This is a genomic window from Nonomuraea wenchangensis, assembly GCF_900111685.1.
GTDB classification, from domain to species: Bacteria; Actinomycetota; Actinomycetes; order Streptosporangiales; family Streptosporangiaceae; genus Nonomuraea; species Nonomuraea wenchangensis.
Window position 1 is genome coordinate 340,341 of record NZ_FOHX01000003.1, and the last position, 22,017, is coordinate 362,357.

Sequence of the window (22,017 nt, forward strand, 5' to 3'; positions counted from 1 at the left end):
GGTCCAGGTGGTGCCGGTGCAATACCGGAACCATATTCTAGAGGATGCTTCTGACCAACGCCTTACAGCGGACGAACCTGCCGGGCGATCGTGCTCAGGTCCGGCCAGCGGGCCTTGTTCGTCTCAGGGATCGAGGCCAGGAGCATGGCCGGCTTCGTCTTGCCCACCTCGACCACCGTCACCAGGGCCTGGGCGACCTGCTGCTCGCCACCCTCGGTGTAGGTGACCTTGTAGCCGAGCGTCCAGCCCTTGCCCACCGGGACCTTCTGGGAGGCGGTCCACTCGACCGCCGCGCCCTTCGGGTACTGGCTGCGCATCGCCCAGCGGACGGCGTCGGTGGCGATCTCCCGGTAGTCGGCGTCCGAGCTGGGCTTCTTCGCCGGGGACTCGCCCGGGTACATCGCCGAGGCGATCAGGGTGTACGGCATCTCCACCTTGCCGATGCGCTGCGCGATCGAGTATGGCGGATAGGACCTGGCCTGCCACGGCGCGGCGAGCCGCGGATAGGAGATGCCGACCGTCTTGTCGGAGATCGTACCGATGACCACCGCCGGGGTGCCGGGGAACGCCTTCAACGCCCTGTTCGCCGGGACCGGGGGCAGCACGACCGCGCTCGCCGACGGGGTCGCCGAGGCGGAGGCCGACGCGCTGGGCGTGGCGGAGGCGGACGGCAGCGGGGCGACGCGGACGACGTCCTCGTCCCCGGAGGGCTGCTGGTTGGCCGGGACGTCGCCGGAGAAGACCACGAAGACCAGCAGGACGGCGGCGACCGTGGCGACGATCGCGCCGATCAGGTAGACGACCTTGATCGGGATGTCGCCGAGGCCGCGCCGGGGCGGCACCGGGGGCACGGGCGGCAGCGTCGGCGCCGTCGGCCCGCCTCCCACCCGCAGCTCCTCAGGCCGGCCGCCCGGGAACGGCGGCACCCCCTGCTGCCGCATCGCCTGCCCGGGCGCCGCCTGCGCCGGCTGCGGAGATTTGGTCTGCGGCGGCGTCGTCTGTGGCGGCGTCGTCTGCGGGGGCATGGGCTGCCGCGGCATCGACTGCGGCGGCATGGGCTGCGCGGCCCGCTGCTGCGGGCCGGACTGCGGCTGGGGCCGGGCCTGCGGGCCGGATGGCGGTTGGGGCTGGGGGCCGGAGGGCGGCTGGGGGCGGGGTGGGGCGGCCGGGGGTCGCTGGACCTGCGCCGTCTCCTCGGCCGGCGGCAGGACGACCTTGCGGAACGGAGTGGTGGGTGAGTTCGAGGAGGGTATCTGGTCTCCGACGTCCGCCATGGCCATGAGGTTACGTCACCGCAGAGCGGGTTATTTCCTCTATAGCCCCAGCAGAATCTAATTCTGTAAGGTCTGGCTACATGAGGGGTTTCTACGAGATCGCCGCGGAAGACCCGGATCGCCCCGCCCTCCTCGGCGACGAGGGCCTCACCTACGGAGCCTTACTGTCCCGGGTGAACCAGACGTCGAACGGCCTCGCCTCGCGCGGAGTCCGCCGGGGCGACTGCGTGGTGACCGTGCTGAAGAACGGCCAGGACGCGCTCACCATGATGCTGGCGACGTACCAGATCGGCGCCTACCTGGTGCCCGTCAACTGGCACTTCACCGCCGAGGAGATCGACTACGTCATCGCCGACTGCGGCGCCAAGGTGGTGGTCTCCCCCGACGCGCTCTCGGTCGCCGAGCTGGCCGCGGGGCAGCCCGACACCGCCCCCGCCGAGCGCTGGGCCGGCTCCATGATGCTCTACACCTCGGGCACCACCGGCCGCCCCAAGGGCGTACGGCGGCGGCTGCTAGAGCTGACACCCGAGGAGCTGCACCCGATCCTCATGCGCAAGAGCTGGCGGCACTTCGGGCTGCCGACGGGCGGGGTGCACCTGGTGTGCTCGCAGCTCTACCACTCGGCGCCGTACGGGCAGGCGATGATGGCGCTGCAGTTCGGGCACGCGATCGTGGCGCCCGAGCGGTTCGACGCGGCCGAGACGCTGCGGCTCGTCGAGCGGCACCGGGTGACGAACGCGTTCATGGTGCCCACGATGTTCCACCGGCTGCTGGCCGTGCCGGACCGGGAGTCGTACGACCTGTCGTCCCTCACCCACCTCTACCACGGGGCCGCCTTCTGCCCGCCCGCCATCAAGCAGGCGATGATCGACTGGCTCGGCCCGGTGCTGTGGGAGTACTACGGCTCCACCGAGGCGGCCGTGGCCACGATGGTGTCGTCCCAGGAGTGGCTGGAGCGGCCGGGCACGGTCGGCAGGGCGCTGGACGGCATGCGCTTCACGATCGTCGGCGAGGACGGCGAGGAGCAGCCGCCCGGCCGGCCCGGCCTGGTCTACATCGGCGGCATCAACCGCTTCGAGTACCACGGCGACCCGGACAAGACGGCCGCCGCCATGCGCGGGCGCGACTACACCCCCGGCGACATCGGCTACCTGGACGAGGACGGCTACCTGTTCCTGCTCGACCGCCGTACCGATCTGATCATCTCGGGCGGCGTGAACATCTATCCCGCCGAGATCGAGGCGGCGCTGCTGGAGCATCCGGCGGTCGCGGACGTGGCCGTGATCGGCGTCCCCGACCCGGAGTGGGGCCACAAGGTCGTGGCGCTGGTCCAGCCGGCGCCCGGGGTGACGGGCGGCGAGGAGCTGACCGCCGAGCTGCTGCGGCACTGCGCGCCCCGGCTGGCCCGGCTGAAGCATCCGCGGGTGATCGAGTACCGCGAGTCGCTGCCGCGTACCCCCACTGGCAAGCTCAGCAGGCGAAATGTCCGGGAGGAGTATCTTTCGCACTGATTCGGGCACACATCTGCCATGAGGCAGCCCACGAGGGAAACGCCCATGAGGAGGACCGCGGCGGCGTTCGCCGCCGCCGCCGTGCTGCTCGCGGGCTGCGGAACGCTTCCCGCCACCGGCACGCGGCCCCCGGCCGCCGCGCCCACCGCGACGTCACCGGGCGCGACCTCACCGGGGGCCACGTCACCGCAGGAGGGCGCGGGCACCCCGGGCCCGGCGGGCGGCGGACCCGCCCAGGGCCTGGAGGCCGCCTACGAGCAGGTCATCGCGAACGTCCTGCCGTCCATCGTGCAGATCAACACCAAGGTCGGCCTCGGCTCCGGCATCGTCTTCGACCACGCCGGCCACATCATCACCAACGCGCACGTGGTCGGCGAGGCCACCGAGATGAGCGTCGCCTTCGCCACGGGCGGCCCGGACCGGAAGGCGCGGCTGGTGCGCTCCTTCGCCACCGGCGACCTGGCCGTGATCAAGGTGGACAACCCCGACGGGCTGCGGCCGGCCACGTTCGCGGACTCCTCGAAGGTCCGGGTCGGGCAGATCGTGCTCGCCATGGGCAACCCGCTCGGCCTGTCGGGCAGCGTCACCGACGGCATCGTCTCGGCGGTCGGGCGTACCATCTCCGAGCCGCAGGAGGCCGGCTCCCCCGGCGCCACGATCGCCAACTCCATCCAGACCTCGGCCGCCATCAACCCCGGCAACAGCGGCGGCGCGCTGGTCAACCTGTCCGGCCAGGTGATCGGCATCCCGACGCTCGCGGCCACCAACCCCGAGCTCGGCGGCGGAGCGGCCCCCGGCATCGGCTTCGCCATCCCCGGCAACACCGCCGTCGACATCGCCAACCAGATCATCAAGCACGGCAAGGTCACCAACAGCCGCCGGGCCGCGCTCGGCATCCGCGGCGGCACGGTGCTCGGCGCGAACGGCCAGCCCGCCGGCGTCGGCGTGGCCCGCGTGGAGCCGGGCGGCGGCGCGGCCAAGGCCGGCATCGAGGCCGGCGACGTGATCGTCTCGGTCAACGACCAGGAGACGCCCACCATCGCCACCCTGACCGAGACCATCGCCACCCTGCAGCCGGGCACCGAGGTCAAGGTGGGACTCATCCGCGAGGACGGCTCCCGGGCGACCGTGACGGTGACCCTGGGGCAGCTTCCCGGGGACTGACCCGCTACCGCTTCGAGGTGAAGACGATCTCGACCCGCCGGTTCTTCGCCCGGTTGCCCGCGATCGGCTTGCCCTCCACGATGTTGGGCAGTTTGGGGCGGCTCTCGCCGTACCCGGTGGCCTGGAGGGTGACGCCCTGGACGGTGATCAGGCCCCGTACGGCCTGCTGGACGGCCTGCGCGCGGCGGCGCGACAGCGCCAGGTTGTAGGCGTCCGTGCCCTGGTCGTCGGTGTGACCCTCGATCCTGACGACGCCGCCCGCGCTCTCCTCATTGACCTTGGCGGCCACCCGCTCCAGCCGCTGCCTAGCCTTGGCGGTGAGCCGCCACTTGTCCAGCGCGAACAGCACGTCGCTGGTCACCGCGAGGGTCACCTGGCGTCCCTGCTTGGTCTCGCTCTCGGTGCCGTCCATGGACTCGACCTCGCCGATGATGTCCTCGACCGGCAGCACCAGGTCCTCGACGACGCCGGCGGCGTCGGCCGGCACCTCGGGCACCGGGGTGGGGGCCGGCGTCGGGGACGACAGGGCGAGGACCAGGGCCGCGCTAAGAGATCGGAACATCGGTGAACACCCCGATCCCCGGCATCTCGACATTGATCGTGCTCACGTCGGCCGGCGGGGCGGCGAAGACCGCGTACAGCGTGGACGCCTCGTCCTTCTCCAGGAACTGGCCCTGGGTGCGGGAGCACACGCAGGCGGCGTCCGCGCCGGTGCCGTTGCGGGCGACGCGGTAACGCTTGGCGTTGACCGGGTCGATGAGGGCGACGCCCGAGACCGTGTAGTCCAGCGTGCCGGTGCTGAGGCCGTTGTGCACGTTGACCTTGCCGTCCAGCGCGGTGATGACCCAGGTCAGGGTGGCGGTCCTGCCCTGCCGCTTGAGGCCGGTGAGATCGACGCGGGCCTCGCCGTGCATGTCGCCGGTGCCGACCTTGGTCTCCTTGGTTGCGATCACCGCGCTCTGCTGCGGAGGAGCGCTCTCCTGCGCGGGCTCCTGGGTGGGGTCCGGGGCGGACGCGGTCGTGCTCTCCGAGACGGGCCGCGACTGCCGCTCCTCGCCGCCGCTGCCGCTGCCCTGCGGGACGCCCGGCAGCACGCCGCAGCCCGCGAGCGCGACCGCCGCCATGGCCAGCACGATCGTCTTTCGCATCGTCGTGATCACCTTCATCGTTCGGGGATGTGGCCCTGACCCTGGGGACGCGGCGTTCCGGCGAGCCGCGCGGCCTCGGCCGCACCCGTACGGGCCTCCCGGCCGCTCTCGCCAAGACCGTCAAACTCTCCCATAGCGCGCACAACCGCTCAACCGCATCACCAGCACCACCCGCGAGAGGCAGCCGGTTCAGCCGAGGGCCGAGCGCTGCGTCAGGCGGTAGCGGGAGGGCGAGATCCCGTACCGGTCGAGGAACGCCTGCCGCAGCGTCTCGGCCGTCCCGAACCCGCAGCGCGCCGCGATCGAGGACATCGGCAGCGACGTGGAGGTCAGCAGGTGGGCGGCGGCCTCGGCGCGGGCCTGGCGGACGTACCGGCCGGGCGTCCTGCCCAGGTGGCGCAGGAACAGCCGGGTGAGGTGCCGCTCGCTGACCCCGGCGGCGCCGGCGAGCGCGGCGGTGGACAGGTCGTCGGCGAGGTGGCCGCCGATGTGCTCGACGGTCCGCTTGACCAGGGTGTCCGCGGGCGAGGGCGCGGCGACGAACATGCTCATCTGCGCCTGGTTGCCGGGCCGCTGCAGGTAGGTGACGAGGTGGCGGGCCACGGTGCGGGACAGTTCGGGGCCGTTGTCCTCCTCGACGAGGGCGAGGGTGAGGTCGAGGGCGGCCGTGACGCCCGCGGAGGTGGCCACGTCGCCGTCCCGCAGGAAGATCGGGCCGGGGTCGACGGCGACCTCGGGGTGGCGGGCGGCCAGCTCGCCGGCGAGCCGCCAGTGCGTGGTGGCCCGCCGCCCGTCGAGCAGCCCGGCCGCGGCCAGCACGAACGCCCCCGTGCACACGGACGCGACCCGCCGGCTCTCCCTGGACAGCCGGCGTACGTGGCCCACGACGGCCGGGCTCGCCGCCGCGTCCTCGAAGCCGATGCCGCCGCACACGACAAGGGTGTCGAGCGGCCCGGTGACGCGCTCCAGCGGGAGCTGGGCCTGGACGGTGAGCCCGGTGCCGCAGGTGACCGAGCTGCCGCCCGGCGCGGCGACGCGTACCTCGTAGCAGGGCGCCGCGCCGTGCCAGTTGGCCTCCTCCAGCGTGGAGGTGACGCAGGCGAGGTCGAGCAGGGAGGCCGCCTCGTACGCCACCACGACCACCCGCCGGACGTCCATGCCCACGACTCTAGGGTTAAAGGACCAGGACCCCAAGTTTCCGGACTTGTCCGGCCGCCCGCCTTGGCCCGCGCCCGCCCGCCCGGGGACAGTCGGACCCATGACCACGACGAACACGAACGCAGGCACGGGCACAGGTGGCGCGACCGGCCGCCGTTGGGGCAGATTCTTCCTCCACTACCTTGAGATGATCATCGCGATGTTCGCCGGGATGTTCGCCCTCGGCGCGCTGCTCGACGTGCTCGGCCTCGGCGTCTCCCACGACGCGCAGCCGGAGCTGGGCTACCTGGTGATGGCGCTGAACATGTCGATCGGCATGGCCGCGTGGATGCGCTTCCGCCGGCACGGCTGGGCCTCGACGCTGGAGATGTGCGCGGCGATGTTCGTCCCGGTCGTGCCGCTCTTCCCGATGATGTGGCTCGGCTGGATCGACGCGGGCACGATGATGACGCTCGCGCACGTGGCCATGTTCCCGCTCATGCTGGCCGCGATGCTGCGCCGCCTCGACGAGTACGCGGGCTGCGCGCACTGACAAGCCCGCCGCGGCGGCCGGTGATGACGCCGTTACCACTTTGGGCACCTTGTCGCCTACCCTTTGTGGATGCGTTATGTCCCTTTTGTCATGATTGCTGCCACTTTGCTGACAGGGGCCACTGCCCTGCCGGCGGCCGCCATCACGAACGGCTCGGCCGACGGTGACGCCCACCCCGAGGTCGGCGCCATGGTCGCCGACCGGCCGCACGCCGACGGCACCTGGACGTACTGCACCGGCACCCTCGTCTCCCCGACGGTCTTCCTCACCGCCGCCCACTGCGGCGAGAAGGGACAGAAGACCGCCAAGGTGACGTTCTCCTCCCAGTACAAGCCCGGCAGCGCACTCCACAGCGGCCGGTTCATCCCGGACCCTCGGTTCAATGACAAATCGGACCTGCATGACATGGCGGTGGTCGTCTTCGACCAGCCCGTCACCGGCATCCGCCCGGCCCAGCTCCCCGCCCCCGGCCTGCTCGACCGCCTCAAGGCCGAGGGCAAGCTGACCCAGTTCACCCCGGTCGGGTACGGCTCCCTCGCGCCGGCCAAGAAGGCGCGCGAGGAGGTCTACCACTACACCGACACCCGCAACCAGGCGACCATCTCCTACAAGGGGATGTCGAAGCGCTGGCTGAACCTGTCGATGTCCGTCAAGAGCGACGGCAGCACCTGCTTCGGCGACTCCGGCGGCCCCAACTTCCTCGGCGGCCCCGACTCGCACCTGCTGGTGGCCACCTCCATCAGCGGCGCCGACGACGCCTGCAAGGGCACCAACTACGACTACCGCCTCGACAGCCAGTCGGCCCGCACCTTCCTCGGCAAGTACGTCACCCTCCCCCGCTGACCCCGGGGCGGCCGAGGACCCGACCCGCGACGGCGCCTGGGGCTTCCTGGACGGCCACATCAGGGCCCGCGTGCACCACTTCCACTTCGCCGACCACATGCGCCCGCCTTCGTCGAGGCGTCCACCGGCGTCGCCTTCGGGCCCGGGCATCATCTCCGGCATGCCTTGAAAACATCGTCTCGATAGGAGACCATGTTTTCGGCGCCCGGCCGTCGGAGGCGGGGCACCGGTAGTGGTACTACTGGAGATCCACGAAGGAGGCCCGGACCGACAAGCAGGTGCACCCATGCCCATCCCCTACCTGGGCGTCGTCGGCATCGCCGAGGCACTGGGGGTGACCAGGCACGCGGTGCACAAGTGGCGCACCCGCTACCCGTCCGGGTCCGACCATCCCTTCCCCGAGCCGGACGTGGAGGTCGACGGCGCCCCGGGCTGGCGTCCCGAGCGGGTCGCCGACATCGTGCGCTGGCGCGACGGGCTGCCCGGCCGAGGCTCCGGCGGGGGCCGGCCGACGCTGGCCCGCCAGGAATACCTCAAGGAGGCGGCGGCCCGCGGTCTCACCCGTGACGAGGCGGTCCGCGCGCTCGCCACGTTCGCCGCGGAGTTTCCCGAGATGACCGAGCAGGAGCTGTGCGCCTGGCTGGTCGGGAAGTGGCGCCGCTAGCGCCTCCTTCGTCCCATCACGTGAAGCGACGGAAGGCGATGACGCATGCCCGAGATCAGCGGAGACACCGCGCCGGGGTTCGAGCCCGTACGTGAGGCGTTCGCCGCCAACCTGGCCGGCGGCCACGAGGCGGGGGCGGCGGTCGCCGTCTACCTGCACGGCCGCCCGGTCGTCGACCTGTGGGGCGGCCTCGCCGACCCGGCGACCGGCCGGCCCTGGGAACGCGACACCCTCCAGGTCGTCTTCTCCACGACCAAGGCGGTGACGGCGGCCTGCGCCCTCCTGCTGGCCCAGCGCGGCGAGCTGGACCTGGACGCGCCCGTGGCCCGCTACTGGCCCGAGTTCGCCGCGCACGGCAAGGACCGCGTCCCGGTGCGGTGGCTGCTCACCCACCAGGCGGGGCTGCCCGCCGTGGACCGCCCGCTCACCAGGGCCGACGCGATCGCCGGCACGCCCGTGGTGGAGGCGCTTGCCGCGCAGCGGCCGTACTGGGAGCCGGGCACCGCCCACGGCTACCACGCGCACACCTACGGCTGGCTGGTCGGCGAGGTCGTCCGCCGGGTGAGCGGGCGCAGCCTCGGCACGTTCCTGGCCGAGGAGATCGCCGCGCCGCTCGGCCTGGACCTGTGGATCGGCCTGCCGAGGTCGCAGGCGCACCGGGTGAGCCGGCTCGTCACCACGCCGATCGACTTCGACGCCCTGGCCGCCGTCGACCTCGACGCGATCCCGGAGCCGATGCGCGAGGTCATGGCCGCCTTCGCCGACCCCACCTCGCTGACCACGCGCGCCGTGACCCTCTTCTCGCCCCCGCTGAACCACGACGACCCGGAGGAGCTGCACGCCGAGATGCCCGCCACGAACGACGTCTGCACCGCCCGCGCCCTCGCCCGCCTCTACGCGGCCCTCATCGGCAAGGTCGACGGCCACCGCGTCCTGACCCCCGCCACGCTGACGGCCGCCACGAAGGAGCAGGCCGGCGGCGTGGACCGGATCCTGCGCGTCCCGGTGCGGATCGCCACCGGCTTCGGCCTGCCGACGCCGGACGCCTTCTGGCACTCCCCCACCGCGTTCGGCTTCTCCGGCCACGGCGGCTCGATCGGCTACGCCGACCCGGCGAGCGGCCTCGCCTTCGCCTACGTCATGAACCGCATCCAGGACAGCCCGCCGGACCCGCGAGCGGCGAGCCTGGTGGCCGCCGTACGCGCGTCCCTCGCGGAGATCCGGCCGTGAAACGCGAAAACGGCGGTGCCCATGGGACACCGCCGTCGCGGATACAGATGAGTGGAGGTGGCGGGAATCGAACCCGCGTCCTTCAACCCCAAGTCAGGGCTTCTCCGGGCGCAGCCTGCTGTGTTTTTCTCAGCCCCGGCGATCACGCAGGCGAGTCGCCGACGGGCTCAGCCACTGTTAGATTTCCCGATCGCCCCCGTGGCCGGGTTGATCGGTTGAGCCTTCTGACGATGCCAGATCCCGGGCCGAAGGCACTCCCGGGCTGACAGTGGTTTCGCTACTTAGGCAGCGAGGGCCAGGGAGTCCTGGCCGACCACAGTGCGCTTAGAGTTGGCACTTGTTGTTTGCGGTCACAGGATTAACGAGGTTATGTCCGCAGTCCTCGGCCCGCTTCACCTGGCTTGCAAAGTCGAAGTCGAAGCCAGTCACCCCCTGTGCAGTTGTCAACACGCCCCGCGCGAGCGAGGTGAGCAACTTGAATCTACACGGGAGAACGCCCCCGGCGCCAACTTAATTCCCCGTGGCGCGACCACCCCGGAGATGCCGAAACCCCCGGGAGCGCGGCGCACAAGCACGCGCTCCCGGGGGCCGACCGGCAGGGTCGAGCCGGTCCGGACGGCAGGGCTTCCCCCGAGATGAAGCCCTGATCTCATCACGGCGACTGGGACCGCAACCCCCCGAGCGGGCCCAGTCACTAAGGAAGACGCCCGGAAGGCATCCGATGGTTGCTCGCCGTCACGACCTTTTCACGGAGAGGTGCGGAGGGCCGAGAAGAAGCTCCCCGCGACGGCCGAGGCGTTGTAGTTCTTCGACAGCACCGCGATCGCCAGATCGCCCTGCCAGCCGACGAACCAGGTCAGCTGGTTGCCCGCCGTGGCCGTCACGCCGTAGACCTTGGCCTGCTGCGCCAGCGCCGGCGTGCTGAGCGCGCCGGCCCGCATCATCGTGGTCAGCGCCGTGCGTACCTTCGCGTCAAGCTGCACGGGGTCGGGCTGGACGAGCGGCGCCTTCTCGGTGGAGGGGTCGGGCGAGCCGGGCTCGGTGACGAGCACGGGCGGGTGCCAGGTGCCGGACGCCACCGCGGCCCCGACCAGCGCCATGCCGAGCGGGCTGACCTGGACGCTCTGGCCCGCGATCGCCTTGGCCTTGTCGGCGTCGCCGGCCAGCGAAGGGAACGAGCCGTTGAACGACCTCAGCGGCAGCCGCCACGGCTGCCCCACCCCGAACGCCTCCGCGCTCTTGCGCAGGTCGTCGGCCTTGACCCGGCGGGCCAGCGAGGCGAGCGCGGTGACGCAGCCCTTCGCGAAGTTCTCCTGGAAGGTGCCCGACGTGTTGGCGCCGAGCTGCCCGGCGTGCACGAACCTGGCCCCGCCGACCGTGCGCTCGGCCGGGCAGCTCAGCCGCTGCTTGGGGCTCACCCCGGCCTTGAGCAGCGCGTCGGCCGCCACGATCGAGAACGCCGTGCCGGCGGGGAACTTGCCGGCCAGCGCGTCCTTCTCCTGGTGCATGCCCTTGGTGGCGACCGCGCGGATCTCGCCGGAGTTCTTGTCCACCACGACGAGGGAGCTGGTGGCGGAGTCGGCCACGGCCTGCTCGGCGGCGGCCTGCACGCTCCGGTCGAGGGTGGTCTTGACCGAGACGTTCTGCCGGCCCAGCCACTCCTTGAGCTTGGCGACCTCCTTGCCGGTCTTGAGGTCGAGCGTGATGACCTTGGTCTCGGTGGAGCCGGTCAGGTAGTCCTGGTATGCCTGCTGCAGGCCGCTCTTGCCGACGGAGTCGCCGGCCCGCTGCGGGCCGCCGAGCTTCTGCTCGGTCTCCGGGGTCAGCGCGCTGACGCTGCCGACGATCTGCCGGGGCGCGTCGGGGTTGACCGGCTGGTCCTGCGGATCGATCTTGATGCCGGGGATGGCGTTGAGCTTGCTCTGCAGCGCCTGGTAGCGCGCGCGGCCGAAGGTCACCAGGGGCACGAACTTGTCAGGCGGGGACGACCTGATGCGGCTCAGCAGCCGGTCCTGGGCGTAGTTGGTGATCTCCGACAGCTTGACGACGACATCCTCGGCCCGGTCGCCGAGCTGGGCGGGGTAGACGCCGGCGACGTAGAGCACGGTGTCGGTCTGCAGGGGGTCGCCGGTGCGGTCGACGACCGGCTGGCGCGGGTTGGGCCCGATGTCGACCGCGAAGCGCTGGCCCTCCTTGAGCTGGGGGTGCAGCACGGACGGCGACCAGCGCACCTTCCACGAGCCGTCCACCAGGTGCAGCGGCAGCACGCCGTCGTACTCCCAGAGCGGGTTGTTCTCGCCCAGGTCGACCTCGGCGCGGAAGTCGGCCTTGGACTCCTCGCCGTCCACGGTGACGCTCTTGATCTTGAATCGGAACGAGGCCGCGTCGAGCTCCAGCTTGGCGTCCGACAGGGCCTTGCGTACCGTCGCCTGGTCGCCGTCCGTGCGGCCGGCGGCCAGGTCGTAGTCCTCGCTCTGCCAGCCCACGAGGAAGTCGCGCACCGCGTCGTGCGGTGACGGCTCCTCGAAGCAGCCGGTCAGCGTGGTGCAGGCGATCGCCAGGGTGACGGTCGCGGAAAGGGTGCGGCGGGCGCGTCTCATCGCTGGCGGTGTCGCGCCTCTCATCGGTGGCGGTAGCGCAGGGCGCGGGCCATCTCCCGCTTGGCCTGCTGCTCCGCCAGCGTCTGCCGCTTGTCCCAGTCCTTCTTGCCGCGGGCCAGGCCGATCTCGACCTTGGCCCGGCCGTCCTTGAAGTACAGCGACAGCGGAATGATCGTCAGCCCGCCCTCCTTGGTCTTGACGGCGAGCTTGTCGATCTCCTTGCGGTGCAGCAGCAGCTTGCGCTTGCGGCGGGCGGCGTGGTTGGTCCACGTCCCCTGCGCGTATTCGGGGATGTGCACGTTGAGCAGCCACGCTTCGTCACCGTCGATGCTGGCGTAGCCGTCGACGAGCGAGGCGCGGCCCTCGCGGAGCGACTTGACCTCGGTGCCCTGCAGCACGAGCCCCGCCTCGAAGGTGTCCTCGATGTGGTAATCGTGCCGAGCGCGTTTGTTCTGGGCGATGACCTTCCGCCCGGTCTCACGTGGCATGTTTCGACTTTACCGGCGTTCCGTCACACTCTGAGGTATCGGCGGAGGGTGACGAACGACGCGAGCACACAGATCACCACGCCGATGATCATGGTGAAGGTGATCGTCTGCGCCACCGTGTCCCAGCCGAGCTGCGCCTGCGGGCCGCCGACGAAGGCGCCGAGCCCCTCGAACAGCAGGACCTTCGTGACGATCAGCATGACCGCCGCGAAGACGCCGCCGATGAGGCCCGCGATCACGCCCTCCATGATGAAGGGGAGCTGGATGTAGAGGTTGGAGGCGCCGACCAGCCGCATGATGCCGGTCTCCCGCCGCCGGTTGAACGCCGACAGCCGGACGGTGTTGCCGATGAGCAGCGCCGCCGCCAGCACCAGGATGATCGCGACCGCCAGCGCGTAGTAGGCGAGCTTGTCGAGCATCTGGAAGAACGGCCCGACGAGCTGCTTCTGGTCGGTCACCTGGGAGACGCCGGGCTGGCCCTGGATCGCCTGGATGACCGACTGGTAGTTGCTGGGGTCGGCCACCTTGATCCGGAACGAGGTCGGCATGTCCTCGACCTTGGTGGCGCTCAGCAGGGGCTTGTTGGAGGCGAAGGCCTGCTTGAAGTTCTCGTAGGCGGCCGCCTGGTCCTCGTAGAAGACCTCCTTGACGCCAGGGGTGCCCTTGAGGTGCTCCTGGAGCTTGGTGGTCTGGGCCTGCGTGATCGCCTTGCCGTTGCAGGCCTGGACCGCCGAGCCCTTGGTGCACAGGAAGACCGAGACCTCGACTTTGTCGTCCCAATAACCGCGGATCAGACCGACCTGGGCGTTGATCATCAGGCCGACGCCCAGCATCGCCATTCCGACCGCCACGGTGATGACCACCGCGATCGTCATGGTCAGGTTGCGGCGGAGGCCGATCCAGACCTCGGAGAAGATGAAGTTCGCCCGCATGTTCTGTCTACAGCTCCCTGTCAGTACGCCTGGCCGTAAACGCCACGCGACTGGTCACGGACGATCTTGCCGTCCTCCAGCTCCACGACACGCTTGCGCATGGAGTCGACGATGGCCGCGTCGTGCGTGGCCATGACGACCGTGGTGCCAGTCCTGTTGATGCGGTCGAGCACCTTCATGATGCCGATGCTCGTCGCGGGGTCGATGTTGCCCGTGGGCTCGTCGGCCAGCAGGATCATCGGCCTGTTGACGAACGCGCGGGCCATGGCGACGCGCTGCTGCTCGCCGCCGGACAGCTCGTCGGGCATGCGGTGGGCCTTGCCCTCCAGGCCGACCAGCTCGATGACCTCGGGCACGACCTTGCGGATGAACCGCCGGGGCTTGCCGATGACCTCGAGCGCGAACGCCACGTTCTCGTAGACGTTCTTGTTCGGCAGCAGCCGGAAGTCCTGGAAGACGCAGCCGATGCGGCGGCGCAGGTGCGGCACCTTGAAGTTGGAGAGGCGGGCCAGATCCTTGCCGGCGACGTGGATCGCCCCGGAGTTGGGCCGCTCCTCCTTGAGGATCAGACGCAGGAACGTGGACTTGCCTGACCCCGAAGGGCCGACGAGGAACACGAACTCGCCCTTGTCCACGTCTACGGACACGTGGTCGAGGGCGGGCCGGTTCTGGTTGGCGTAGACCTTGGTGACATTATCGAAATGGATCACGAGAGCATCACGGCATGCCAGTCTAGGGGTCAGGACGGAAGCGAGGGTGGCACATGCCCACTTCCCGCCACCGGCCACTCGGCGGCCGTCGCTTTACCAATGATCGACGTTCCGATTGGCCAGACGACAGTCTAGGGGGAAGACTGGCATGGAACGTCCATAACGGAAACAAAACGATTGTGCGGCTAGACTTGGGGCTGACATGAGTTGCGAACACCTCGTATGCGCGCAGTGCGCCCACCCCGTCATCGAGGGCCGCTGCCCGCTCTGCCGCGCCAATCGCGAGCGGCTGCACCAGCACGGCTTCGCCGGGCTCTCGCCCGCCCTGATCGCCCTGCTGCTGGTCGTCCTGCTCTTCGCGACGCTCGCGGCCGAGCACCTGGCCTTCCGGTAAGCGAACCGCTCACAACGGGCCGCTCAGGACCGGCGCTCAGGACGGGCCGCCCCAGGACGGCGCTGACGACGGGCGCTAAGCCCGCCCGCTCATCCCGGGCGGCCGGGCGTCACCCCGCCGCGCCCGTCTCCTGCCGCCGCATCCACCGGATCTCCGACTCGATGAACTCGTCGAGGTCGCCGTCGAGCACCGCCGTCGGGTTGCCCGCCTCGGTGCCCGTGCGCAGGTCCTTGACGATCTGGTAGGGGTGCAGCACGTAGTTGCGGATCTGCGTGCCCCACGACGTGGTCGTGGCCCCGCGCAGCTCCGACATCTTCTCGGCCTCCTCCTGCCGCTTGCGCTCCAGCAGCTTGGCCTGCAGGACCGCCATGGCGGTCGCGCGGTTTTGCAGCTGCGAGCGCTCGTTCTGGCAGGAGACGACGATGTTGGTCGGCAGGTGGGTGATGCGCACCGCGGAGTCGGTGGTGTTGACGCCCTGGCCGCCGGGGCCGCTGGAGCGGTAGACGTCGACGCGGATCTCGTCCTCGTTGATGTCGATGTGGTCGGTCTGCTCCACGACGGGGACGATGTCGACCCCGGCGAACGAGGTCTGCCGCCGCCCCTGGTTGTCGAACGGGCTGATGCGGACCAGGCGGTGGGTGCCATGCTCGCCGCGCAGCGTGCCGTAGGCGTAGGGGGCCTTGATCGTGAAGGTGGCCGACTTGATGCCGGCCTCCTCGGCGTAGGAGGTGTCGTAGACCTCGGTGGAGTAGCCCTTGCGCTCGGCCCACCGGAGGTACATGCGCAGCAGCATCTCGGCCCAGTCGGCCGCGTCGACGCCGCCGGCCTGCGCGTTGATGCTGACCAGGGCCTCGCGGGCGTCATATTCGCCCGACAGCAGGGTGCGGACCTCCAGCGCCCCGATGTCGGACCTCAGGGACTCCAGCTCCTTGTCGGCCTCGGCGCGCGTGTCGGCGTCGCCCTCCTCGGCCGCGAGCTCGTAGAGGACGCCCAGGTCGTCGAGCCGGCGGGACACGCCCTCGACACGGTTGAGCTCGCCCTGGAGATGGGAGAGCCGGCTCGTGACCTTTTGGGCCTGCTCGGGGTCGTCCCAGAGGTCGGGCGCGGCGACCTGCTGCTCCAGCTCCTCGATCTGCTTGCGCATCGCGTCGAGGTCGAGCACGTCCTGGATGCTGCGGAGCGTGCCCGCGAGCTCGTTGATCTCTTCTGCCGGATCGATGCCTGCCACGTCTCCCAAGGGTACGCGACCGTCGCGGGCCCGAATAACATGGCGAGGTGCGTGCATACGGGCGGCGGTGGCTCCTGGCGCTCGCCGCCGGCGTCCTGGCCGGGGCGACCGCCTGCTCGGGTGATGCCGCGCCGCCCCCTCCCACCAGGTCCGCCGCGGCCGTGCCGGCCACGCCCACGCCCTCGCCGAGCCTGGTCGCGATCACCAAGGCCGAGGCGGCCGAGGTGTTCACCGAGATCACCGCCACCGACGACACGCTGCGCGTCAAGAGCGACCTCGACGGCCGGCTGCGCATGGCGGTGGACCTCACGACCGGCGGGCAGACCCCGCTGAGCCTCGCCGCCTACCTGTCCACCGACTACGCGCCGCCCCGCTACCGATGGGGCACGCCCGCGCTCTTCGTGCCGAAGTTCGGCCCCGCCGAGCAGGCGCCCTGGTTCACCGCCCTCGCGACCCGCGACGGCCGGCCGACGCTGCTGACCTTCGCGAGGTCCGACCGGTGGCGGCTGAGCTCGGTGGCCGAGCTCCTGCCGGGCCAGAAACTGCCGGAGATCGCCGAGGACGCCGAGGGCTACGCGACGGCGCTGCCGCCCGACGACAAGAGCGTCACCATCAGCCCTCAGTACATGCAGCCGGTGCACGCCAGCGTGGCCGAGACCGGCTCGTCGGGCGTGACGGCGGGGCTCGTGGCGGCCGGCCCCTACACCACCGAGGTGGCCGAGCAGATCGCCTCGCTGCGGGAGAAGGCGAAGGCCGACGGCTTCAGCTACGACTCCATCTTCAGCGCCGACAGCTTCCCCGTCTACGCGCTGCGCACGGCCGACGGCGGGGCGCTGATCCAATACTCGCTGTCGCGCACGACGACCACGACCACCAAGACGGCCGAGGACGACTACATCCCGGTGCCCGACGCGGCCCGCTGGGCGATCAACTCGACGGTGCTGCGGCGTACGCTGCGGCTGGTCGAGACGCACCAGTTCGCCACCGCCGTCCCGCCCATCACCAAGGCGGGGGCGGCGGCCGTGATCGCCCACGACGGGGGCCTCACGCGCGCCACCGGCACGTGAGCCCCCGGGCGCGGCGCCGCCGCGCCCGGGGCGCCGGTGACTACGCCTCCGTGTAGGGGAGGTTGCTGGCGGCCACCAGGGTGCGGACGGCCCGCAGCGCGACCGACAGCGTGGCCAGGTCGAAGTTGTCGCTCTCCCAGATCTCCGACAGCGTCTGCCTGGCCCGGGAGACGGCCGCCGAGTTGGCCTCCGACCAGCGGGCCAGCCGCTCCTCGGGCGCCAGGCCCGGCTCGCTGTGGGCCAGCACGTCCTGGGTGAGCGAGGCGTGCGCGGCGTACAGGTCGTCGCGCAGCGCCGAGCGGGCGATGGAGTTCCAGCGGTTGTCCCTGGGCAGCGCGATCACGCGCTCCCGCAGGCGGGCGAGCTGGAGCCGGTCGGCCAGGTCGAAGTAGACCTCGGCCACCTCGCTGACCGGCCGCTCGCTGCGCGAGGCGATCTCCACCAGGTCGAGCGTGGAGTACGCGGGCACCATCGCGGCCACCCGCTCGGCCAGCTCCTGGGGCACGCCGCGGGCGAGGAAGGCGTCCCTGCGGTCCTCGTAGGCGGCCTGGTCGGGCCCGGTGAGCAGCTTGGGGATGTGGGCGAGCAGCCCGTTGACGCCCTTGATGAAGAAGCCGGCCGACCCGGCGAGGTCGAGCGGCGGCCGGCGGTTGACCAGCAGCCAGCGGGTGCCCCGCTCGATCAGCTTGCGCGCCTCCAGCAGCATGGCGATCTGGGTGGCGGTGTCCACCTGGTTGTCGAGGGCCTCGACCGCCCGGTAGAAGCTCGGCAGGTCGAACAGCTCGCGGGCGACCAGCCAGGCCCGCACGATGTCGGGCGCGGAGGCGCCGGTCTCCTCCCCGAAGCGGTGCATGAACGTGGTGCCCATGGAGTTGACCAGCTCGTTCACCACGCAGGTGGTGATGATCTCGCGGCGCAGCGGGTGCGCGTCCATGTAAGGACGGAACCGCTCCCGCAGGGCCGACGGGAAGTACGAGACCAGCCACGGCTCCAGGTAGGGCTCGTCGGGCAGGTCGGAGCCCAGCACCTCGGCGTCCAGCACCAGCTTGGTGTAGGCGAGCAGCACGGAGAACTCGGGCGAGGTCAGCCCGAGCCGCGCCTGGCGGCGCTCGGCCAGCGTCTTGTCCGAGGGCAGGAACTCCAGCTCCCGGTTGACCAGCCCGTCGCGCTCCAGCCGCCGCAGGTAGCGGGAGTGGATGTGCAGCATCTCGACGGCCTGGGCGCGGGCGGCGTCGAGGACCACGTTCTGGGCGTGGTTGTCGCGCAGCACGAGCTGGGCGACCTCGTCGGTCATCGAGGTGAAGACCTGGTTGCGCTGCTTGTCGGTCAGCTCGCCGTCGCGGACGACCTGGTCGAGCAGGATCTTGATGTTCACCTCGTGGTCGGAGGTGTCGACGCCGGCCGAGTTGTCGATGAAGTCGGTGTTGACCAGGCCGCCCCCGCGCGCGAACTCGATCCGGGCGAGCTGGGTCAGGCCCAGGTTGCCGCCCTCACCGATGACCTTGCAGCGCAGATCGGCGGCGTCGACGCGCACCGCGTCGTTGGCCTTGTCGCCGACGTCGGCGTGCGACTCGGACGACGCCTTGACGTAGGTGCCGATGCCGCCGTTCCACAGCAGGTCGACCGGGGCCTTGAGGATGGCGCTGATCAGGTCGCTGGGCGCCATCGAGGTGACGCCGGCCGGGATGCCGAGCGCCTCGCGCATCTGCGGCGTGATCTGGACGGACTTGGCGGTGCGGGAGAAGACGCCGCCGCCCGCCGAGATCAGCCCGGAGTCGTAGTCCTCCCAGGAGCTGCGCGGCAGCTCGAACAGGCGCCGCCGCTCGGCGTAGGAGCGGGAGGCGTCGGGGTCGGGGTCGACGAAGATGTGCCGGTGGTCGAAGGCGGCCACGAGGCGGATGTGCTCGGACAGCAGCATGCCGTTGCCGAACACGTCGCCCGACATGTCGCCGATGCCGGCCACGGTGAAGTCGGTGGTCTGGGTGTCCACGCCCGTGGTGCGGAAGTGGTACTTGACCGACTCCCAGGCGCCGCGGGCGGTGATGCCCATGGCCTTGTGGTCGTAGCCGATGGAGCCGCCGGAGGCGAAGGCGTCGCCGAGCCAGAAGCCGTACTCCTTGGCCACCGCGTTGGCGATGTCGGAGAAGGTGGCGGTGCCCTTGTCGGCCGCGACGACGAGGTAGGTGTCGTCGCCGTCGTGCCTGACCACGTCGCGCGGGGGCACGACCTTGCCGTCCACGAGGTTGTCGGTGACGTCCAGCAGCCCGGAGATGAAGGTGCGGTAGCAGGCGATGCCCTCGGCCATCAGCTCCTCGCGGGTGCCGCCGACCGGAGGACGCTTGACGACAAATCCACCTTTAGACCCAGTCGGGACAATAACGGTGTTTTTCACCATTTGCGCCTTGACCAGGCCCAGGATCTCCGTCCGGAAATCCTCCATCCGGTCCGACCACCGCAGACCACCGCGCGCCACCTTCCCGAACCGCAGGTGCACGCCTTCGACGCGCGGCGAGTAGACGAATATCTCGAACTTCGGCCGCGGCAACGGCAGCACGCTGATGGCCTGCGGGTCGAATTTGAGAGAAATGTACGTTTTGCGGTGTCCATCCACCGTCTGGAAGTAATTGGTGCGCAATGTCGCCTGGATCATCTCCAGGTACGCCCGCAGGATGCGGTCCTCGTCCAGCGAGGCCACCTCGTCCAGCGCGCCCAGGATCTCCTCGTTCAGCGCGTCCACCAGGTCGCACCGCACGTCCTCGTCGCGCCGCGGGTCGAGCCTGGCCTCGAACAGGTTGACCAGCAGCCGCGCCAGCCGCACGTTGCCGTTGAGCACCTTCTCCATGTAAGGCTGCGAGAACGTGCTGCCCGCCTGCCGCAGATATTTGGCGTACACCCGCAGGATCTCGACCTGCTCCCAGGTCAGCCCGGCCCGCAGGATCAGCGCGTTGAGGTCGTCGGCCTGCACCCGCCCCGTCCACAGGGCCCGCAGGCCGTCCTGGAACAGGCGCTTGAAGTCGTTCCTGTCCACCTCGGCCGACGGCGTGTAGCGCAGGCCGAAGTCGTAGATCCAGGCGTTCTTGGTGGCCGGGTCGTTGTCCCTGTCGACCTCGTAGGGCCGCTCGTCCACGACCTCGACGCCGAGCCGCTGGATGAGGGGCAGCGCGTGGGACAGCGAGATCGGCGAACCGATCTTGTAGATCTTGAGCCGCCGCTCCCCCTCGGTCGCGTCGTACGGCTCGTACAGGTTGATCCCGACCTCGCCGCCGTCACCGCCCGCGACCAGCTCCTCCAGGCGGCGCAGGTCCACCACGGCCACTTTGGGCGGGAAGTCGGCCTTGTAGCCCTCGGGGAAGGCGGCGGCGTAACGGCGGGTGAGCGCCGGCGCCTCCTCCTCGGAGGTCATCTCGGCCAGCGCCACGGCCAGGTCGTCCTCCCAGGAGCGGGTGATGGCGGCCAGGCGCGCCTCCAGCTCCTCCACGTCCACGCGCGGCGGCGGGAGCTGCTTGCCCCGCTCGCCCCGCACCACGACGTGCAGGCGGGCCAGCGACGACTCGCCGATCATCGCGCTGTAGTCGAGCGACCGGCCGCCCAGCGCCTTGAGCAGCACCTCCTGCATCTTCAGCCGGATCTTGGTGGTGTAGCGGTCGCGCGGCAGGTAGATGAGGCAGGAGATGTAGCGGCCGTAGTCGTCGCGGCGCAGGAACAGCTTGACCTGCTTGCGCTCGCGCAGCCGCAGCACGCCGAGCGCGATCGGCAGCAACTGCTCCACGGAGGTCTGGAACAGCTCGTCGCGCGGGAACGACTCCAGGATCTCGATGAGGTCCTTGCCGTCGTGGCTGTCGGGGGCGAGCCCGGCCCGCTCCAGCACGTCGGCCAGCTTGCGGCGCAGCACCGGGATACGGGAGATCGACTCGTTGTAGGCCACGTGGGTGAACAGGCCGAGGAAGCGGCGCTCGCCGATGACCTCGCCGTCCGGCGAGAACATCTTGACCCCGATGTAGTCGAGGTAGGCCGCGCGGTGGACGGTGGCCCGCGAGTTGGCCTTGGTGATGATCATGAGCTGCTTCTCGCGCGCCTTGGCCCGCACCTCGGGCGGCAGCACGGAGAAGCTCTCGGAGCCGATCCGGTCGTCGCGCAGGATGCCGAGCGCCGCGCCCGGCAGCGCCCGCAGCGCCTCGCCACGGTCGGTGTCCTCCAGGCGGTACTCCCGGTAGCCGAGGAAGGTGAAGTGCCCGTCGGCGAGCCAGCGCAGCAGGTCGATGCTGTCCTCGACCTCGGCCGGCTCCAGCGGCGGCGGGCTCATGCTGAGGTCCTCGGCGACCTGGACGGCGACCGCCCGCATCTTCCTGAAGTCCTCGACCGCGTGGCGCACGTCGGTGAGCACCCGCTGCAGGTCGTTCTCCAGCGCCTTCAGCGCCGCCGGGTCGGCCTGCCTGTCGATCTCGATGTGGATCCAGGACTCGACCAGCATCTGGCCGGTGACGTCCTCCTGGCCACGGCCCAGCATCCGGCCCGTCATGTCCCTGCGCACCCGCATCTGCGGGTGGACCAGCAGGTGGATGCCGAAGTCGTGCCGGTCCAGCTCCATCGTCACCGAGTCGACCAGGAACGGCATGTCGTCGGTGACCACCTCGACCACCGAGTGGCCGGGGTCCCACCCGTTCGCCTCGATGGTGGGGGTGAAGGCGCGGATCACGGCCCGGCCCTGGGGACGCTGCTCGGCGAGCCGGCGCTGTGACATCGCGGGGCCGTACACGTCGACGGCGTCGCGGTCCAGCAGGTCCTCGGGGGCCACGTGGCGGTAGTAGAGCCTCAGGAAGGACAGCGCCTCGTCGGTGATGTCGTGTTCGCTGCTCGCCACGCAGTGCTCGGCCGCTCGCTGGAGCAGCTCGTCCTTGGCCTCGTCGAGGGGCATGTCAGGTCTCACTCCTTTGTGAGGGTTGGCCGGGCCGGTCAGGGCCAGGCTCTTGTTCCCGGAACAGCGGGAAGTAGTGGTGCGGGCGCGTGCGAACGCGCGGCGGCCCCTGCCAGGAGAGGGCGGCCGGGAAAGCATCCCACAGCGCGGGCGCCGCGG

Annotated in this window: 18 protein-coding genes and 1 other RNA gene; 8 read left to right on the forward strand and 11 right to left on the reverse strand. The window is 70.7% G+C overall.

Features of this window, described 5'->3' with window-relative positions; genetic code table 11:
• Positions 1-62: 62 nt before the first annotated feature.
• On the reverse strand, positions 63-1,274 hold the full coding sequence (locus BMW85_RS49440; RefSeq protein ID WP_177240587.1) for a hypothetical protein: 1,212 nt from the start codon (positions 1,272-1,274) through the stop codon (positions 63-65).
• A gap of 80 nt (positions 1,275-1,354) precedes the next feature.
• Between BMW85_RS49440 and BMW85_RS10175 the strand changes: the two genes are divergently transcribed.
• Positions 1,355-2,785 carry an AMP-binding protein gene (locus BMW85_RS10175; protein WP_091079777.1) on the forward strand — a complete coding sequence of 477 codons (1,431 nt, stop codon included), beginning with the start codon at positions 1,355-1,357 and terminating at the stop codon, positions 2,783-2,785.
• Between the two features lie 45 nt (positions 2,786-2,830).
• Positions 2,831-3,949, forward strand: a complete 1,119-nt coding sequence (locus BMW85_RS10180; protein ID WP_245774712.1) for a S1C family serine protease — start codon at positions 2,831-2,833, stop codon at positions 3,947-3,949.
• 4 nt (positions 3,950-3,953) lie between these two features.
• On the opposite strand, the gene BMW85_RS10185 is transcribed toward BMW85_RS10180, so the two are convergent.
• From BMW85_RS10185 to BMW85_RS10195, 3 genes are all read right to left on the reverse strand, one after another.
• On the reverse strand, positions 3,954-4,511 hold the full coding sequence (locus BMW85_RS10185; RefSeq protein WP_177240588.1) for an OmpA family protein: 558 nt from the start codon (positions 4,509-4,511) through the stop codon (positions 3,954-3,956).
• A complete protein-coding gene (locus tag BMW85_RS10190; RefSeq protein ID WP_091080671.1) occupies positions 4,495-5,097 on the reverse strand; it encodes a hypothetical protein in 603 nt (200 codons plus the stop codon). Before BMW85_RS10190 ends, BMW85_RS10185 begins: the two co-directional genes overlap by 17 nt.
• Before the next feature lie 189 nt (positions 5,098-5,286).
• The gene (locus tag BMW85_RS10195; protein ID WP_177240589.1) at positions 5,287-6,255 is read right to left on the reverse strand and encodes a GlxA family transcriptional regulator; all 969 of its coding nucleotides are present in this window, start codon (positions 6,253-6,255) and stop codon (positions 5,287-5,289) included.
• 100 nt (positions 6,256-6,355) lie between these two features.
• Here BMW85_RS10195 and BMW85_RS10200 point away from each other — a divergent pair, with 100 nt between their 5' ends.
• The 4 genes from BMW85_RS10200 (at position 6,356) to BMW85_RS10215 (ending at position 9,524) form a co-directional block, all read left to right on the forward strand.
• Positions 6,356-6,787 carry a hypothetical protein gene (locus BMW85_RS10200; RefSeq protein ID WP_091079786.1) on the forward strand — a complete coding sequence of 144 codons (432 nt, stop codon included), beginning with the start codon at positions 6,356-6,358 and terminating at the stop codon, positions 6,785-6,787.
• Between the two features lie 90 nt (positions 6,788-6,877).
• Positions 6,878-7,630, forward strand: a complete 753-nt coding sequence (locus BMW85_RS10205; protein ID WP_177240590.1) for a trypsin-like serine protease — start codon at positions 6,878-6,880, stop codon at positions 7,628-7,630.
• Positions 7,631-7,916: 286 nt separating this feature from the next.
• On the forward strand, positions 7,917-8,294 hold the full coding sequence (locus BMW85_RS10210) for a hypothetical protein (protein WP_091079791.1): 378 nt from the start codon (positions 7,917-7,919) through the stop codon (positions 8,292-8,294).
• A 45-nt stretch (positions 8,295-8,339) separates the two neighbouring features.
• Positions 8,340-9,524 (forward strand): serine hydrolase domain-containing protein, encoded by a 1,185-nt coding sequence (locus BMW85_RS10215; RefSeq protein WP_091079794.1) that lies wholly within the window; start codon positions 8,340-8,342, stop codon positions 9,522-9,524.
• 49 nt (positions 9,525-9,573) lie between these two features.
• On the opposite strand, the gene ssrA is transcribed toward BMW85_RS10215, so the two are convergent.
• From ssrA to ftsE, 5 genes are all read right to left on the reverse strand, one after another.
• Positions 9,574-9,957, reverse strand: a transfer-messenger RNA (tmRNA) gene (gene ssrA, locus BMW85_RS10220).
• Between the two features lie 313 nt (positions 9,958-10,270).
• Positions 10,271-12,124 (reverse strand): penicillin-binding transpeptidase domain-containing protein, encoded by a 1,854-nt coding sequence (locus BMW85_RS10225; RefSeq protein ID WP_091079796.1) that lies wholly within the window; start codon positions 12,122-12,124, stop codon positions 10,271-10,273.
• A gap of 20 nt (positions 12,125-12,144) precedes the next feature.
• On the reverse strand, positions 12,145-12,612 hold the full coding sequence (gene smpB / locus BMW85_RS10230; protein ID WP_091079798.1) for an SsrA-binding protein SmpB: 468 nt from the start codon (positions 12,610-12,612) through the stop codon (positions 12,145-12,147).
• Between the two features lie 23 nt (positions 12,613-12,635).
• Positions 12,636-13,544: a permease-like cell division protein FtsX gene (gene ftsX / locus BMW85_RS10235; protein ID WP_091079801.1), complete on the reverse strand. Its 909-nt coding sequence runs from the start codon at positions 13,542-13,544 to the stop codon at positions 12,636-12,638.
• Between the two features lie 20 nt (positions 13,545-13,564).
• Positions 13,565-14,254, reverse strand: coding sequence for a cell division ATP-binding protein FtsE (gene ftsE, locus BMW85_RS10240; RefSeq protein WP_091079803.1), 690 nt, complete (start codon positions 14,252-14,254; stop codon positions 13,565-13,567).
• A gap of 202 nt (positions 14,255-14,456) precedes the next feature.
• On the opposite strand from ftsE, the gene BMW85_RS10245 reads away from it, so the two are divergent.
• Complete coding sequence (locus BMW85_RS10245; protein ID WP_091079806.1) at positions 14,457-14,648, forward strand: hypothetical protein; 192 nt, start codon at positions 14,457-14,459, stop codon at positions 14,646-14,648.
• 109 nt (positions 14,649-14,757) lie between these two features.
• Here the strand turns inward: BMW85_RS10245 and prfB are convergent, their stop codons facing one another.
• Positions 14,758-15,876, reverse strand: a complete 1,119-nt coding sequence (gene prfB, locus BMW85_RS10250) for a peptide chain release factor 2 (RefSeq protein WP_091079808.1) — start codon at positions 15,874-15,876, stop codon at positions 14,758-14,760.
• 47 nt (positions 15,877-15,923) lie between these two features.
• On the opposite strand from prfB, the gene BMW85_RS10255 reads away from it, so the two are divergent.
• Entirely contained in the window at positions 15,924-16,943 is a 1,020-nt protein-coding gene (locus BMW85_RS10255) for a DUF8094 domain-containing protein (RefSeq protein ID WP_091079811.1), read from the forward strand.
• 40 nt (positions 16,944-16,983) lie between these two features.
• Here BMW85_RS10255 and BMW85_RS10260 read toward each other — a convergent pair whose 3' ends face one another.
• Positions 16,984-21,858 (reverse strand): NAD-glutamate dehydrogenase, encoded by a 4,875-nt coding sequence (locus BMW85_RS10260; protein ID WP_091079814.1) that lies wholly within the window; start codon positions 21,856-21,858, stop codon positions 16,984-16,986.
• Positions 21,859-22,017: the final 159 nt, after the last annotated feature.

Coding starts and splice junctions, on each gene's coding strand:
- BMW85_RS49440 (WP_177240587.1), bottom strand. CDS start 1,274: ATGGCGGACGTCGGAGACCAGATACCCTCCTCGAACTCACCCACCACT.
- BMW85_RS10175 (WP_091079777.1), top strand. CDS start 1,355: ATGAGGGGTTTCTACGAGATCGCCGCGGAAGACCCGGATCGCCCCGCC.
- BMW85_RS10180 (WP_245774712.1), top strand. CDS start 2,831: ATGAGGAGGACCGCGGCGGCGTTCGCCGCCGCCGCCGTGCTGCTCGCG.
- BMW85_RS10185 (WP_177240588.1), bottom strand. CDS start 4,511: ATGTTCCGATCTCTTAGCGCGGCCCTGGTCCTCGCCCTGTCGTCCCCG.
- BMW85_RS10190 (WP_091080671.1), bottom strand. CDS start 5,097: ATGCGAAAGACGATCGTGCTGGCCATGGCGGCGGTCGCGCTCGCGGGC.
- BMW85_RS10195 (WP_177240589.1), bottom strand. CDS start 6,255: ATGGACGTCCGGCGGGTGGTCGTGGTGGCGTACGAGGCGGCCTCCCTG.
- BMW85_RS10200 (WP_091079786.1), top strand. CDS start 6,356: ATGACCACGACGAACACGAACGCAGGCACGGGCACAGGTGGCGCGACC.
- BMW85_RS10205 (WP_177240590.1), top strand. CDS start 6,878: ATGATTGCTGCCACTTTGCTGACAGGGGCCACTGCCCTGCCGGCGGCC.
- BMW85_RS10210 (WP_091079791.1), top strand. CDS start 7,917: ATGCCCATCCCCTACCTGGGCGTCGTCGGCATCGCCGAGGCACTGGGG.
- BMW85_RS10215 (WP_091079794.1), top strand. CDS start 8,340: ATGCCCGAGATCAGCGGAGACACCGCGCCGGGGTTCGAGCCCGTACGT.
- BMW85_RS10225 (WP_091079796.1), bottom strand. CDS start 12,124: ATGAGACGCGCCCGCCGCACCCTTTCCGCGACCGTCACCCTGGCGATC.
- smpB (WP_091079798.1), bottom strand. CDS start 12,612: ATGCCACGTGAGACCGGGCGGAAGGTCATCGCCCAGAACAAACGCGCT.
- ftsX (WP_091079801.1), bottom strand. CDS start 13,544: ATGCGGGCGAACTTCATCTTCTCCGAGGTCTGGATCGGCCTCCGCCGC.
- BMW85_RS10245 (WP_091079806.1), top strand. CDS start 14,457: ATGAGTTGCGAACACCTCGTATGCGCGCAGTGCGCCCACCCCGTCATC.
- BMW85_RS10260 (WP_091079814.1), bottom strand. CDS start 21,858: ATGCCCCTCGACGAGGCCAAGGACGAGCTGCTCCAGCGAGCGGCCGAG.